This window comes from Chamaesiphon sp. VAR_69_metabat_338, assembly GCF_031423935.1.
Lineage (GTDB): Bacteria > Cyanobacteriota > Cyanobacteriia > Cyanobacteriales > Chamaesiphonaceae > Chamaesiphon.
In genome coordinates, this window is the sequence record NZ_JANPGM010000661.1 from 1 (window position 1) to 16046 (window position 16046).

10 protein-coding genes and 3 pseudogenes are annotated in these 16046 nt (G+C 46.5%); 6 read left to right on the forward strand and 7 right to left on the reverse strand.

Features of this window, described 5'->3' with window-relative positions; all coding sequences use genetic code 11:
- Window positions 1-280: 280 nt before the first annotated feature.
- The gene (gene glgP, locus RMO84_RS18240) at window positions 281-2836 is read right to left on the reverse strand and encodes an alpha-glucan family phosphorylase (protein ID WP_310489859.1); all 2556 of its coding nucleotides are present in this window, start codon (window positions 2834-2836) and stop codon (window positions 281-283) included.
- A 424-nt stretch (window positions 2837-3260) separates the two neighbouring features.
- Here glgP and RMO84_RS18245 point away from each other — a divergent pair, with 424 nt between their 5' ends.
- Complete coding sequence (locus RMO84_RS18245; RefSeq protein ID WP_310489860.1) at window positions 3261-3746, forward strand: hypothetical protein; 486 nt, start codon at window positions 3261-3263, stop codon at window positions 3744-3746.
- 119 nt (window positions 3747-3865) lie between these two features.
- Here RMO84_RS18245 and RMO84_RS18250 read toward each other — a convergent pair whose 3' ends face one another.
- Together RMO84_RS18250 and RMO84_RS18255 are read right to left on the reverse strand one after the other, a co-directional pair.
- On the reverse strand, window positions 3866-4303 hold the full coding sequence (locus RMO84_RS18250; RefSeq protein WP_310489861.1) for a peroxiredoxin: 438 nt from the start codon (window positions 4301-4303) through the stop codon (window positions 3866-3868).
- A gap of 233 nt (window positions 4304-4536) precedes the next feature.
- Window positions 4537-4908, reverse strand: a complete 372-nt coding sequence (locus RMO84_RS18255; protein WP_310489862.1) for a hypothetical protein — start codon at window positions 4906-4908, stop codon at window positions 4537-4539.
- A gap of 110 nt (window positions 4909-5018) precedes the next feature.
- Between RMO84_RS18255 and tmk the strand changes: the two genes are divergently transcribed.
- The 5 genes and pseudogenes from tmk to RMO84_RS21420 all read left to right on the forward strand — a co-directional run bounded on the left by tmk (window position 5019) and on the right by RMO84_RS21420 (window position 11294).
- Window positions 5019-5678, forward strand: a complete 660-nt coding sequence (gene tmk / locus RMO84_RS18260; protein WP_310489863.1) for a dTMP kinase — start codon at window positions 5019-5021, stop codon at window positions 5676-5678.
- A 182-nt stretch (window positions 5679-5860) separates the two neighbouring features.
- Window positions 5861-6826, forward strand: coding sequence for an S-layer homology domain-containing protein (locus RMO84_RS18265; protein ID WP_310489864.1), 966 nt, complete (start codon window positions 5861-5863; stop codon window positions 6824-6826).
- A 104-nt stretch (window positions 6827-6930) separates the two neighbouring features.
- The gene (locus RMO84_RS18270) at window positions 6931-8244 is read left to right on the forward strand and encodes an MFS transporter (RefSeq protein WP_310489865.1); all 1314 of its coding nucleotides are present in this window, start codon (window positions 6931-6933) and stop codon (window positions 8242-8244) included.
- A 236-nt stretch (window positions 8245-8480) separates the two neighbouring features.
- Window positions 8481-9614 (forward strand): DUF5009 domain-containing protein, encoded by a 1134-nt coding sequence (locus RMO84_RS18275; protein WP_310489866.1) that lies wholly within the window; start codon window positions 8481-8483, stop codon window positions 9612-9614.
- 681 nt (window positions 9615-10295) lie between these two features.
- Window positions 10296-11294, forward strand: a pseudogene (locus RMO84_RS21420) (pentapeptide repeat-containing protein).
- 113 nt (window positions 11295-11407) lie between these two features.
- Here RMO84_RS21420 and RMO84_RS18295 read toward each other — a convergent pair.
- The 4 genes and pseudogenes from RMO84_RS18295 to RMO84_RS18310 all read right to left on the reverse strand — a co-directional run.
- Window positions 11408-12212: pseudogene (locus tag RMO84_RS18295) on the reverse strand (SDR family oxidoreductase).
- Between the two features lie 301 nt (window positions 12213-12513).
- Entirely contained in the window at window positions 12514-13131 is a 618-nt protein-coding gene (locus RMO84_RS18300; protein WP_310489871.1) for an OmpA family protein, read from the reverse strand.
- Window positions 13132-13142: 11 nt separating this feature from the next.
- Window positions 13143-15497, reverse strand: coding sequence for a hypothetical protein (locus tag RMO84_RS18305; protein ID WP_310489872.1), 2355 nt, complete (start codon window positions 15495-15497; stop codon window positions 13143-13145).
- 80 nt (window positions 15498-15577) lie between these two features.
- Window positions 15578-16046: pseudogene (locus RMO84_RS18310) on the reverse strand (hypothetical protein); the annotation flags it as partial.

Consider the following 16046-nt stretch of genomic DNA (forward strand, 5'->3'; position numbering starts at 1 on the left):
TTTAGGTTTTAGGTTTTAGGAAAGGCTTTGATACCAAATCCGGTTAGTAAAACCTACCAATCTTGCCCTCACCCCGCCAGAGCCGCAGGATCTGGCGGGGTGAGGGCAAAGGGTTTTGACTAGCAAAAGAAGTCTTTTCAAATCGGATTTGGTATGAGATCTGAAATTTAGTCCCTAAACCAAAAATGAGGTGTTACGGCAAGCCGCAACACCTCACTCCGAGAACCTAAAGCCTAAAACCTAAAGCCTAAAGCCTAAAACCTAAAGCCTAACCCCTAACCTACGCCCATTGAATCAACCCTAACTCATAAGGATTGCTCATATTGGCATTGTGAGGTAACACTCGCAGCGATAAGCCCTGCAAGCCGCTGGCAGAGTAAGCAATCTCACTGGTGTAGAGACTGTTACCCGCACCATCGCGACCTTGGTAGGTCATCACGGCTGTATCGGCATCGGTAATTTTCCCGTTGGTATCGACTGGCCCTTTATAGAGTTCGACTTGGATATCGTGGGGTTCGAGGTTGCCGAGTTGAATCAGACTCTTGACGGAAATTGCCTGATTGACATTAATGTCTTCGGGCGCAGACACATCGACCGTGTGGATTTTGAGATCGCTCCAATGTTTGAGCATCTTTTCTTTCCAGTGGGCGAGATCTTTACCGGCTTGATAATGTTCGCTGGTGACTACCCGATTGCGATCGCTCGCGGGGAAGTAGCCGACAGTAGCGTAATCGCGGAGCATCCGTGCGGTATTAAAGGTCGGACAATTGAGCCGGATGGCATCTTTCATCTTGGCGACCCATTTACGCGGTAAACCTTCTTTGTCGCGATCGTAGAAGAGGGGGACGATTTCTTGTTCTAAGAGGTCGTAGAAGGAATTGGCTTCGACTTCATCTTGGTAGGCTTCATCAGCATACAGTTCGCCATGTCCGATCGGCCAACCAGTTTTCACATAGTCAGCTTCATCCCACCAACCATCGAGAATACTCAGGTTGGGTAGACCATTCATTGCGGCTTTCATGCCGCTAGTACCGGAGGCTTCGTGGGGACGGCGGGGGGTATTCAGCCAGATATCGCAACCAGCAACCATCACCCGCGAGACATAGATATCGTAGTCGGGTACGAATACAACCGAGTTCATCCCTTCGATGCGGGTGAAGTGGACGATGTCGCGGATTAACGCTTTACCAGGGATATCTTTAGGATGCGCTTTACCAGCAATCACAAACTGGACTTTGCGGCCTTTATTCCCAACCATGATCTCTTTGATTCGATCGAGATTGCGCAGGAATAAGGTCGCGCGCTTGTAAGTCGCAAACCGACGGGCAAAACCGATCGTCAGCACACTCGGATCGAGAGACTGATGCGCGCGATCGATTTCGGCTAGAGTCGCGCCGCGTTCTTTGAGATGGGAAACGATCCGTTCGCGGACGTAGACGACCATTTCCGATCGACTGTGCTCGTGATTGCGCCACAATTCCTCATCGGGAATCGCGTCAATTTTCTGCCAAATCGGGTCTTCGATCGAGCGTTCCGACCATTCGGGGCCGAGGTAGCGATCGTAGAGTTCCTGGACGGATTTAGCCACGCAACTACGCGCGTGAACGCCGTTAGTCACGGACGTAATCGGCACTTCATCGATCGGGACATCTTTCCACATGTTCTGGAACATTTCCCGCGACACGACGCCATGCAACTTGGCGACACCATTGACGAAGCTGGAAGTCTTCATCGCCAGAGCCGCCATACTAAACGGCGATTCTAGAGCCGTGGCGTCTTCTCGCCCCAAGCCCATGAAGTCATCTTTATTCAGTCCGTAGACACTAGCATAGTGACCGACATAGTACATCGTCTTGTCGGGCGGAAACAGATCGAAACCCGCACTGACTGGCGTGTGCGTCGTGAAAATCTGTTTGGATTGGGCGACTTGCTTAGCTTCGACAAAGGACAAACCCTCACGTTGCATCAGCACCCGCATGTGCTCCAGAATCAAGAAGCCAGAGTGACCTTCGTTCATGTGATAGACGCTCGGCTGGTGTCCCAACGCTTCGAGGGCGCGGAAACCGCCGATCCCCAACATGATTTCTTGATGGATCCGGGTATCTAAATCGCCACCATACAGCGCATCGGTAATATCTTGGTCGTAGGCACTATTTGGCTCGATATTAGTATCGAGTAAATAAAGGGGGACGACACCCACTTGAACGCGCCACACGCGGGCGTAAACCATCCGTCCGGGATACTCGACTGCGACGCGCAGTTCCGAGCCATCAGGCTTGCGTTCGAGTTGGACGGGGATGTTGTGAAAATCGTTAACTGGATACCGCTCTTGCTGCCAGCCTTCAGCATTGAGATACTGGGCAAAATACCCTTTTTGGTACAGCAACCCGACAGCCACTAGCGGCAAACCCAGATCGCTCGCCGATTTGAGGTGATCGCCAGCGAGCACACCCAAACCGCCAGAATAAATCGGCAGACAGTCTACCAAGCCAAATTCAGCACAAAAGTAAGCAAAGCACTCTTTGCCGACATTGGCACGCTTGTGCTTGTACCAACTGCGGTCGTGCAGATAAGTGTTGAGTTCGCCGACAGCGCGTTCCATGTGTGCGAGAAACCCATCGTCAGCAGCGACTTCTTGCAAGCGAGCCTGACTGACTCTGGCTAGTAGCGCGACTGGATTGTGACGAGTGGCTTCCCACAAGTCGCGATCGAGTCTCTTAAATAACTCTTTGATCTCCGTGTTCCAGTCCCAATACAGATTATAGGCAAGCTGCCGTAGGGGTTCGAGGGAGGCTGGTAGGGACGGAGAAACGTTGAATGTACGAATCGGCTGCATCAATAAACTTCCTCGGCAATTAATTCCTCAATCTCTTATTGTTACCCACCATGGTCGGTGGGCACAATTTTCTCCACAATATCTTTACAAGTTTATCGTGGATTCTAGTAAATATTTCGCGATCGAGATCCGCAGTGCGACCCAATCTTCGATGGTGGCGTCGGACAAAAATCGCGAGGATTTGCCCAACTTTAAACTAATTTTAGCTGACAATCGTAATTCTGGCTGTCTAAATGGGTACAAATTAAGAGAGTACACATATCACTTAATTTTGTGAATTTTTGCCCAGTGAGATCTATGACAAAAGTCTTAGATTGAAGTCCAGCCAATATGCGGAAGCTGTGTGCAATGCCTCGATCGCCGAAGTAAACAGATTAAGATAATTAGTATGCTAAGACACACATCTCTCAACACCACATCCTGTATGAAGATCGGTCGATACTTGTCTGTCATCATGTCAATCGGGGCGATCTGGGGCGTGCTAGATGTCCGGTCTTCTGCCAGAGGATTCAGTCTGGAGCATTCGACTATTTTGGCTAGATCGATCGCGCCAAAGCCGCGATCGCCACAGCTTTTGGTGCAAACTCTACCCGCCAATTCGATCGATCTAGAAAGCGACAAAGATCTGCGGTTACAATACATCAATGTTACGCGCAATAGTTCGGACAAGTCGCTGCTGACTGTCTCTGGCTCGATTAATAATCGCAGCGAACAAACTCACTATGTTTACTACATTGTGGCAAAATTTGTATCCAAAGATATATCGATCAAGCAAGCAATTATCCCTCTAAATATCGATATCGAGCCAGGTAAATCTAAGTCTTTCTCTCACGAGATTTCCACTCAGAGCATCGATTCGATCTCCCCAGAAACAGTTAAGCCGGTAGTGGTTAAATATGAGTATCGTTAGGGAATTGATAATCGATCGTCGATAATTGATAGTGAATAAGAAATAGAGGGCAAGCGACGCTTGCCCTCTATTTTATGGTATCGCTCTGAATCAAGTCAGAATTTTAGATTTTAAGATCTCTAATAACCTAATGCTTTTAAGACATCATTGGCGTGGGTATCGGTTTTGACGCTGCTATCGACATGGACGATTTTGCCAGTTTCGTCGATCGCATAGGTGACGCGTTTGGCATAGCCGCCACCATCGACATCATAAGCGGCAATAATTTCGCCATTAATATCGGCTAAGAGGGGAAATGGTAAATCGAATTTTTTGGTGAAGGCTTGGTGATCGGATTCACTATCTTTGCTTACGCCTAAAATGACGATCCCTTTGTCTTGGTAAACTGCATAATTATCGCGAAAACTGCAAGCTTGTTTCGTACAGCCAGGGGTGTCATCTTTGGGATAAAAATACATGACAACTTTCTTGCCAGCTAACCCTGCTAAAGTCACCGCATTACCATTGGTATCTTTGACGTTAAAGTCCGGAGCTTGTGTGCCTACAGCCAGAGCCATGAGATAATTTCCCTACAATATTGAAGATGGACATTACCGCTCACTGTAAACCGAATCGAGGCACTTTTCAAGGTTTGCAGTAGCATGTTGGGTTTCGCGTTGCTCGACCCAAACTACAAATCTATCTAATGTGCAGGGTTGATTCATTACAATCGATCTGTGAGCATGTTGGGTTTCGCGTTGCTCAACCCAATCTACAAGATCTATCCCCTATCCCCTATGCCCTATTCCCTCTAATTGAGTGCTGGTGAGGCTACCAGCGATCGCGAGCTATTAATTGGGTGCCAATCCGGACAATGAGCGATCGCCAAGCGTAACGCGTCGAAGACTTGGCGACAATGGTTGTCGAGCTGGAGGGGTAATTCCTCATTTCTGACCAAAAAACTCAGCTTGACAGCTTCTGACGTGGCAGTGGTAACATCGATCGAGACTTCGACTGTCACTAGCTTGGCAAATGCGACTTGTCCGGGAATTTCTCTAGCCATGACATAATCTGCGCCTTCATGCACAGCTTCTAATCGGCCAACTGCCAACACTTTTTGCAATGATAATCGCAATCGATCGGGTGAAAGATTGACGAGAAAATAGCAGGCATAACGTGACATATGAGGGCGGTTATAGAGTGTAAGGTGTAGTTATCTCAGATCGCCCTGACATCCTACCAGAATAATTAACTAATTTGTAAGGCAGATCTAAATCAATTTTTGGAGCAATAATGAGCGGTAAATTTATCGTATTTGAAGGGGTCGAAGGAGCTGGTAAAACGACCCAGATCGAGCTGACAGCAGCATGGTTGCAAAACCAGATCGATGGCGATCGAGCTGTTGCGATTACCCGCGAACCAGGTGGCACAAAGATCGGCCGACAAATCAGGCAACTTTTGCTCGACGATCCAGATGAGTGCATCAGTTATCGGACTGAATTATTGCTCTATGCTGCCGATCGCGCGCAGCATGTCGAAGCTAAGATTAAACCCCATCTAGAGCTTGGCGATATCGTCTTGTGCGATCGCTTTACCGATTCGACAATTGCTTATCAAGGCTATGGACGCGGGTTCGATCGAGACGAGATCGATCGGGTCAACCAATTAGCCACTGGCGGTTTACAGAGCGATCTGACTTTCTGGCTGGATCTCGATGTGACGCTCGGATTGGAGCGAGTTTTATTACGTGGAAAACTAGATCGAATGGAACGCGCCACGATCGATTTTCACCAACGTGTCAGACAAGGTTATCAAGAGTTAGCAAATGTCTATCCAGACCGCATCGTCCGGCTCGATGCCAATCGATCTCCAGCAGCAATCCAGATGGAAATTCAGTCAAAATTGATGGTAATGAAAGGGATCGTCACCGCAGTACCGATCGGGGAAACTTAGTACTAACCGCGCAACTTTGAAGATCGCTGTAAATAATGCGATAATCCTAGCTAAAATTAAATCGAATCTGGAGAATTTAGTTAATTATTGAGAAAGAACTAACTCGCTAGATTGTAAAGGAAGATAGAATTGCGATCTGACGATGTTGTTAAATTTGATAAATCTCGATCGAGGTAAAAAACATGACTAATTCACCTACTCCAAATCCCAACCGTCGTCGCCGCTTGACTGCGGATGAATTAATTGCAATTGGGGTAGCCCTAGCCGGAATTGGCACGGTCTTCTTTTGGGGAATCGGTCAAAAGTACCAGCCGATGTTCCAAGCCGGGATCTCTAGTTTGACTAACGACAATAACACCCGTCGTCCGCTCGGCACCCTCGGCGGGCAGGATAAAGCCGCGACCGACAGACAAACGATCGCGAGCATGACTGGCGATCGACAGGAGTCAACCACCACGACGACAACAACTACCACCGCCAGCGCACCACCGATCGTCAAAACAGTGGAAGATCCAGCACCGAGCGTACCGGCACCGATCGCCGCAGCTCCGGCAATTGTGGCTGCTACTCCCAAATTCAAGGATGTCCCCAAGCAATTTTGGGGCGAAACTTATATTACCGAACTGCAAAAACGCGGCATTCTCGCCGACTTTGGGACGGGTAAATTCGATCCCGATAAGGAAATTACTAGAGGTGAGTATGCCAAAATGCTCGATCGCGCCTTTGCAGATCGATCGGTAACAGCGGCAACCGCACCTAAATTCCAGGATATTCCCGCCGATTACCCACGCAAAGAAGCGATCGACAAATCGGTGCAGCTCGGTTTTATGACTGGCTATTCGCCAAGTAAATTTGCACCCAACCAGCCGATCCCGCGCTACCAGTTGCAGATTTCGCTAGCTAAAGGATTGCAACTAGCAGCACCGGCTAATCCCGAGCCGGTACTGAGCAAGTACGCCGATGCCAAAGAAATGCCTAAATACGCCCGCGAAAAAATGGCCGCAGCGATCGCCTCCGGCATCGTCATCAAAGACAAAACCCCAAATCTACTCAAACCAACTCAAAACGCCACCCGTGCCGATGCGGCAGCTTCGATTTATGAAGTCCTCGTCAAAGCTGGCAAAATCAAACCACAGTCAGAAAATTAGCCGATGAGCAGAGCGGATCTAGATAATTAAAAACTGTGTTTTTAAACTCTAACCGCTAGCTGCGATCGCTCAGTTCGATCCCTTACCCTCTTAGTCCCTAATTTATGAAACTCGATCCTCCCCAGCAGCGGCTACACCAAAAACTGCCACATCATGTCTGGATTTTGAGTGTTGCCAGTCTACTGACGGATATCAGTGCGGAAATGATTCGCGCAGTGTTGCCGATCTTCGTCTTATTAAAATTGCAAGGTGGCGCGCTCACCATCGGCGAGATCGAAGGTGTCGCCGCCGCCACCGTCGCAATTATGCGCGTATTTTCGGGCGGATTGAGCGATTATTTGGGGATGCAAAAGGGTTTGGCCGTCTTGGGCTACGGACTGTCCGCGTTGATGCGATCGATCCTCCCGATCGCCGTCGATCCATTATTGGTCATCGGTACCCAATTTGGCGATCGCTTTGGGCAAGGCATCAGCGTAGCACCGCGTAAAGCCTTGATGGCAGATATTACCTCTGACGAGCTGCGCGCGCCGGTTTATCGCTTGCGCCAATCGCTCCTGATTGCTGGAGCTTGTATCGGTGCCCTGATTGCTGGGGCGATCTTATTTTTCCAACCCAATAACTACCAACTGGTATTTTCAGTCGCAGTAGTGCCCAGTTGCATGGGATTAGCGATGTTGATCTTGGCAGTTAAACCCGTCAAAAAACAACAGAAATTATTGATGATCCCGGCGGAAATGACTGGCTTACTCGCCGGTAACGATGAATATTATCAGCGCGAGTCGCCAGCTCAAAATCGCCAAGAGCGACCGGAATCCCTCGCCCTCAACTACAGCCCGATTTTTTGGCGCGATGTCCTCGACTTGGGTGGCGAATATTGGCTGCTACTAGTGGTCGCTATTTTCTTCAACCTGGGCAACTCCAGCGATGCCTTTCTGCTGCTCAAATCGATCGATATCGGGATTCCACCAGCATTTACGCCCGTAGGACTAATCATCATGAATTTGGTGTTTGCCCTGGTATCCTATCCAATTAGCGCGATCGTCAATCGCGTCCTCAAAGTCCGCCTGCTCCTAGCTGGTTTCTTAATTCACGTCATCGTCTATTTCGGCCTCGCCGTCGTCGCCACCAATGTCCAGATTTGGTGCTTATTTGCCCTCTACGGCCTCCATTTAGCAATGATTCAGGGTTTGATGCTCGATCTCGTCGATCGAGCTGTAGAGCCAACCAGACGCGGTACGGCATTTAGTTTATTCAATCTGACGATCGGCATCACCCTCCTCTTTGCCAACCTCCTTGCTGGCTGGTGCTGGTACGCGATCGGTTCCGGTTTTACCTTCACCGTCGGTGCCTTTTTTGCCTGTATCGCTACTTTGATTCTGCTGATTGGTAGTGAGGAATCGGATTTGGGAAATAGTTAAGAGTTAGGAGTTGCGGCTGAAATCACGCGGAGGTTTCCTCCGCATGTGTTTCAGTCAAGACAGGGAGTTGGGAGCGGGGAGTTAATATTGGAAGCAAGTTATAAGTTAGCTAGTTCGCTCAAGTCTCCCTATTTATCGGCATTTTCCCGTCTAGTTTCCCTAGTTGCCCAAGTCCCCTATTCTTTCATCGCTCCGTACCCCGCCCCCCGCTTTCCCACCCCGTCCCCCCAAACCCTATGCGTCTCACCTCCCTAGATGTCTTTCGGGGCATGACTATGGCTACCATGATCCTGGTGAACATGGCGAGTCTGCCCGATGACGGTAAAAAATATGCTTGGCTCGATCATGCGCCTTGGCATGGTTGGACGATCGCCGACCTAGTTTTTCCATTCTTTTTGTACATTATTGGCATCTCGATGGCATTTTCCCTCGCTAAATATACGAGTGGCAATGCCCCGATAACCAAGCAAGTTTACTGGCAAATTATCCGCCGCAGCGCGATTTTATTTGGCTTAGGTTTATTATTAAACAACTTATTGTGGAATTATAATCTCATCCAACCCAAGCTATTTCCCGATCTCGCACACTTGCGAATTATGGGAGTCTTGCAACGAATTGGCATTGGCTTTTTGGCAGCCTCGATCGCCGTCCTGACACTCAAAGAACGGAGTATTTGGATCTTATCGGGGATAATATTAGTCGGCTATTGGCTGATTTTGACCTTCGTTCCCGCTCTAGACAATCGCGAGGGCGTATTTACCCAACTGGGGAATTTTGGGGCTTATGTCGATCGACTAATTATTACTCCCGCCCATCTTCACAAAGGTTCTGGCTCGATGAGCGATCCGGAAGGGTTGTTTGGAACGTTACCCGCGATCGCCAGTATTTTATTAGGCTATCTCACAGGGACGTGGTTGAAACGTCAGCCAGTAACTTCGCGAACTAGTCTTAATTTGTTGATGTTTGGATTGGCGGCAGTGGTAATTGGATTAGTTTGGAATAGCTTTTTCCCGATTAATAAAAAGCTGTGGACGAGTTCGTTCGTGTTATTAACAACTGGCTGGGGTTTAATCTCATTAGCTGCTTGTTACGAATTGGTAGATGTCCGCAAACATCTTCAGTGGTTTAAACCATTTGAAATTATGGGCTTAAACGCAATTTTTATCTATGTCGCTTCGATCGTCTTGATTAAATTATTAATGGTCAATGAAGTTGCCCCAGATAAATCTATTTATGCATGGTCGAACGCGCTGTTATTTGGCTGGGCGGGAGCGTTGAATAGTGGAGTATTATTTGCGATCGCAACTGTATTCCTCTGGCTGGGAGTATCGTACCTCATGTATCGTCAGCGATGGTTTTTAAAAATTTAACTTAGCGATCGCACTCCTCAATAAACCAAGTTGTTATCTATAGAGTTGCCAACGATTGTATCTTGAAAAGGTGCTCTACTTGCGGCGTTTTTATGTCTAGGGTTCCCCCCGAATAAGAAAACGACAAGACAGCGGAGTTGGGTCGGATGGGTTCCCCATCCGTGACCCATACCCAAGCAGGGCAAAGCCCAAGACCGCACTTTTCGCAAATCGTGGCTAATGTTGCAAAGTTCGCCTGTCTTGTTGCGCTGTCTTGACCCAAAGCCATGGGTCGGGAACCTCCGCGTGATTTGGGTCGCTGTCTTGTCGCACACAAACGGGAGGTTCCCTCCCGTTCGATGCGCCGCTGCTTGGTGCGCTAAACCTGGAGGAAACCTCCGTGACGAGCGCATCCGCAAACCGTCGGGAAACAAAGGCGTGCGCGCACCGCTACGCGGACTGAGATTCTAGTCCGCGTAGCGGCTCGCTCTGTGGAGGTTCCCTCCGCATAGAAGCGAGACAAGACAGGCGGACTTTGCATCACAAGCGGCGGTTTTAACCGCTGTGAGTGCAGGTAGTCCCTTCCCCGCTCAATCAACTCTGATTCAGTAAAGTACCAACGCAATCTCGATCGACATAGTAACAACGTTCGCTAGTGAGGGAACACTAAAGGGAACATCAACGAAAGTACCAGCCTAAGCTATGGAAGCGGAAGAACTATTGTGGCGATATCGCGGTGGCGAACGGGATTTCACCTCAGTCGATCTGAGTGGATTTAGTCTCGTCGCCCAAGATCTGATCGATATCGTCCTCAACCAAGCTGATTTGCGCAAGAGCAATCTCACCTTCGCTTATCTCAATCGCGCTCAGTTGCTCAAAACGAACCTTTCGAGCTGCAAACTAGGTGGCGCGACCCTGATTAGAGCCGATCTCCAAGGTGCCAATCTCCGCGATGCCGATCTACATGGAGCCAGCCTCCAGTATGCTGATTTTCGCGGCGCAGATATGACCTGGGTCAATCTCCTCGATGCCAATCTGATGGATGCTGACATGCGCAATGTCAATCTCAGTGGTGCCAACCTCAGCGGTGCTTGCCTGCGCGCCGCCAATTTTCGGGAAGAAAAGCGCAGTTATATTTCCAATCTCCGCAGTGCCAAACTCTGCCGCGCCGATCTCCGCAATGCGAACATGGCAGGGGCAAATTTATCGAAAGTCGATCTCAGCTATGCCAATCTCACCGAAGCAAATTTAAAGGGCACAGATCTCAGTGGTGCAAATTTGACTGGTGCGTAGTTAAATAATGCGATCTTGACTGAAGCAAATCTACATGAGGCCACGCTGCCACACGCAGATCTGTCCCTTGCTAAACTAGAACGCGCCGTAATGACCGCTTGCGATCTCAACGGAGCCAATCTGAGTCGCGCGATCATGTCCAAGATTAAGTTGGCAAATTCCAATCTCAGTTATGCAAATCTCACCGATGCGCGGATGCACCATGCCGATCTGACGCGGACGATTTTGTGCTACGCGACGATGATTAATGTCGAACTGATCGAGGCACATTTAGCCAAAACCGATCTCGAAGACGCCAATCTGACTGGTGCTAATTTAATGCGGGCAGAAATGAGCAGTGCGAGCATGGTCGGCACGATTCTAACTGGTGCGAAGATGCCTGACGGTCGGCTATATGCCAACGTCTAAAGTCATTTCAGTTCGATCGACTATCGATCGAACTAGTGCTGTGACAGTGACAAACCCGACTTTTCCAAAAAAGTCGGGTTTGTGTTTTAACCGATGGGCGGCTATAGCTAGAATTAAATCGACTGACCCCCAGAAATCTCGATCCGCTGGGCATTAACCCATTTATTATCCTCAGATAGTAACGAGGCGATTATCGTTCCGATAGGCTTCGCCAACGCACAACCGATATCGTCAGGCAACCCGACGCGACCGAGTGCGGTTTGGGAAGCGACAAACTTATTAGCTTCTGGGTTGTCGCGCACTGTGCCACCACCAAAGTCGGTTTCGTTGGCGAAGCCTCTCCCTTAGGAGAATCGCGCCTGGAGCAACCGTATTTACTGCGATCTGTCGCGATCCTAGCTCTTTAGCCATGTAACGGGTCAATACCTCAATCGCGCCTTTCATGCTGGCATAAGCGGCATAACCTGGGAGTGTAAATCGAGCCAAACCAGATGAGAGATTGACAATCCTTCCGCCATCATTGATTAACGGCAGCAGTTTCTGGGTGAGAAAGAAAACGCCCTTGACGTGAACATTCATCAGATGGTCGAATTCTGCTTCTGTGGTTTCGGCAAAAGCCGCATGTAGTCCAGTTCCAGCATTATTCACCAGGAAGTCAAAATGCTCTGTCTGCCATTTATCTTGGAGCGATCGCTTCACCTGTGCTACGAAACTGTCAAAGGTTTTGGTATTTGAGCTATCTAGTTGCAACGCAACGGCTTTAGCTCCCAGCGATTCGATTTGAGCGACGACGTTCTTGGCTTCCTCGACATTGCTGTTGTATGTCACGATTACATCGATCCCTTTTTTAGCCAGATTCAATGCCGTACTTTTGCCGAGTCCGCGACTCGATCCGGTGATGATAGCAATTTTGGTTATTACCTAATCCTCTTGCTGTGTAATATCCGTACTTTCATCATAGGGATCGGATCGATATCTTTCAATCCACAAACCTCGCCATCCTCTCGATCGATCTTTTGGATCGAAATCGCGATGCTCTACAATCGTGAAGACGCCAAAATGCTCGGTGCGCAACTAGTTAAGGATATCGATCGATTGAGATCGACTTAAGATAAGTGGCACTGTGCCAGAGTCCTCAATAGCAATAGGTGGCAGCAATAGCCCCGTCACTATGCTTGAATTGTTGTTAACCAGAGGCTGCTGATAAAACATTCCTTTCTTATTTCTTCTGACCATAAGGAATAAAGCGAATTTCAATCCTGCGTCTAGTATCATCTGCACCAAGATCGCTCTTAGCAAGTTCGCCAGATGGTAGATATAATTGACCCGCAGAATAAGCCCTAAACTTAACTTTTCCTAGTCCCTTAGTATTCAAAAACTGCACTACTGCAACTGCTCTCATCAGTCCTAGATCGGTATTGGAACCAGCTTTGAGAGCTGAGATGGTGGCAGTTCCGGTCGCGGCGGATGTGAGTTGACGATCGAGATTGCTAGCATTACTAATACCCTGACTATCGGTATGTCCGATGATTTGGATAAAGTCAATATTACCTTTAGCGGTAGCTTTGTTAATTTCGGGAAGAATTGTCTGCTGGATATATATTTGTAGAGCGGGAGTGAGTTCGGCACTACCTGACGGAAATTTGAAGTTTCCAGACTTTTCATCAATGATAATCGGCTCGGCAGATTTAAGCTTTTTCGCCATGACGATTGACTGCAATAAACTAATTAATAGTAAAAAGCTAATAATCATGAAAGCATTTGACATCAGATCGGTAAATGCTTGAAATATATTTAATTCTTCATCTTGATGGGAGCTATCGGATCGTCTAGACATAATATTTGAGTTTAATTACTTTGCGAAAGCCCTTGTAAACCTGAAGGATCTCTATCGTTTACATTATCAATATTTGATATAATTATTTCCAATTTTTCAATTACTGCTAATAATCTTTGTAAAGACTCTCGATCGGTTTGAATTTTTGGCTCCAAGATATTTACTAACGATTGCCAATTAGAGCGATTTGTCATTCCAAGATCTTGGATAGATAAGTCTGTATTATTCAATACTTTTAGATAGTTGCGATTGAAACCATCTATGGCAGTTTGTGTCGATTCTAAAACTTGGACGTTATTTCTACTCAGATTGACTACTTCCGATCCAACTTGTTGAAGAGAAGTGACTGCTCGATCGATCGAAGCAATTGCTGGCTCTAATTTGGCGGTGACTGGTTGAAGATTTTTGGAAGCTTGACTAAAGATTGCGGTAGAATTGGCAAATTCAGTCTGAGTATTTTGCCACTTATTAGCGGCGTTAGTGAGATCGAGTGCGAGTAAACTATCTCGGACAACCTGAGCAGCACTAACAAAGTTATGCGATCCTTCTTTAAGGCTGGAGGTAGTTGTTATCAGCCCTTGATAGACTTGCTTGATAATTTGATTTGCTTGTTGATGACTGCTCATCATTTCTTCTACACCTACCGATAAAGTTTGGGTGGAGTTGGTAAATGCTGCTTGAGTAGTGCCAAGGTTTGTTACTAAAGTGTCTAGATTTTTAATAATGTTGTTTGTCTTAACTTTATTAGCAGCCGATACAAAGTCACTTACGCCAGTTTGTAGCTGTGGTACTAATCCTACTAATGTTTGTGTTTGCCCTTGCAAGGATGTAGTAGCTTGTTGAAAGAGGATCGCCCCATTATTAATCATTTCAGATGCTGCATCAATCTTATCTGTAGAGGCTTGCCATGTCGTGTAAACTGTTTGAGCTAGTTGTGCGGCTGTTTGGTTGCTGGTGGTAATTCCTTCGAGTGAACTTTGCAGGGTTTGAGTAGAATGCGTAAAGGCTGTTTGAGTGATATTCAATTCTGCTAATACTCGATCGAGATTTTGGACGATATTATTATTTTCGATTTGGTTAGCTGCCGTTTCAAAGGTTTTTGCACTTTTTTGAATTCCTGGTACAAAAAATGCAAAGCTCTGAGCATGAGTTTCCATCGAGGTGACTGCACTTGAGAAAGTATTTGCACTACGTTCGATGGTTGTAGATGCATTATCCATAGAAGAAATCGAAGTATGCAAACTCTGATAAACTTTTTCTGCTAATTCGGCGGCTGTCTTATTGCTGCTGGTAATACCTTCAAGTGAATTCTCTAGAGTGTGAGTAGAATTAGTAAAAGCTTGTTGACTTGTATTTAGCTCTGCTAATATTCGATCGAGATTTTGGACAATCTTATTATTTTCAAGTCGTTCAGCAGATACTCTAAATGTTTCTACACCACTTTTAAATTCATATAGATAATCGGCTAGATTTTTGGTTTGAGATTCGAGAGAGTTAGCTGCTTGCTGAAATCTGGTTGCACCTGTAGAAATAGTACCAGCCGCATTAGAGAAGTTAGTGTACACATTTTCAGCAATCTGATTAATTCTGCCGCATTCTTCAGCGATTTGATTTACAGCTTTACCAAAAGATCTCTCTAACGCTGCGCCAACATTTTCATGGAATCTGGTAAGAAACTCTTGCTGTTGCTTCACCATTCGATCGATCGCTAGATCTAGTCTGGTATTGCCTTCAACAGTTGGTTTATAGATATTATCGAGATAGTCTTCTAATCCTGATATTAATTGATACTTGGCAATGCTGATACTGCAAGTAGTATTGACGACAGTTAAGATCGATCCTGCTAATAATCCAAAGAGACTGGTGGAAAAAGCAACTCCCATATCTCGTAATGGCAATTGCAATCCTTGAACTAACCTACTAATATCGGGATTACTTTGGCTGAAACCAGTTACGATACTTGAAATATTGGTTAAGTTGCTAGTAATTCCCCAAAAGGTACCAATCAAGCCAGAAGCGATTAATAAATTTGGTAAGGCTCTAGTAATGCCATCTGCTCGATCGTATTGCAGGTTGAGAAATAAAAATCTTATCCTTTCTTCCTTATAGACACTATCAATTAACGCAGGAGTATTGACATGCTCTAACTTTTTACTTGCTTTTTGATAACGTTCTCTCAGTCGATCGACAATTGGTGGTTGAATTCCTTCTGGATCGCCACCCGATAATAATCGAGAAGTTTTTTTATTGGTTTCTTCGAGCTTTTTGTAAAGAGTAAGTCGTAAAGAAACTGCCGTACAGCTAATAACAACTAATATTAAAATCGAAGCCCAAGTTCCTGATGGTATTAATGTGAAAATTTGCATTTCTTAAATATCGATAGTGGTGGTGGTAAATATTAAATTAAAGGGTGTGACATATTCAATAACACACCCTGCCGATCGCTCTATGATTCAGACTTTATATTGACGATCTCTGCATCTTCAATTGAATCGCCATCATTATTAACCGATCGTTGAGCTTGTAAAGTTCTATTATGATTAACCGGATTAGCTTGAGCTTTTTGAATTAATCCCTCTATCCGGCTCTGGAGTCGGTATAGAATACTTTGTCTAGTAGTATCTGAACGATCGAGTGTAACTTGTTCTCCGACAACAATCCCTCGCTCTAGATAGTTGGGATCTTTTCGATCTAAGTCATAAACTTCTTGTTTGAAAGTTTTTAACGAATTCAAATATTTTTTTGTCCATAGATTAGGATTAGTTGCGATCCGATCGATAATGCTATCCTGCTCTTGCTTTAAGCTATCAGCAACACCACTGGCTTTAGAGATTTGTTCTAGAGCCTCACTCCATATCAGACTTAATGGAATGATATTTGGTCGATCGAGAAAATCATCATGGAAAGCACCGGCG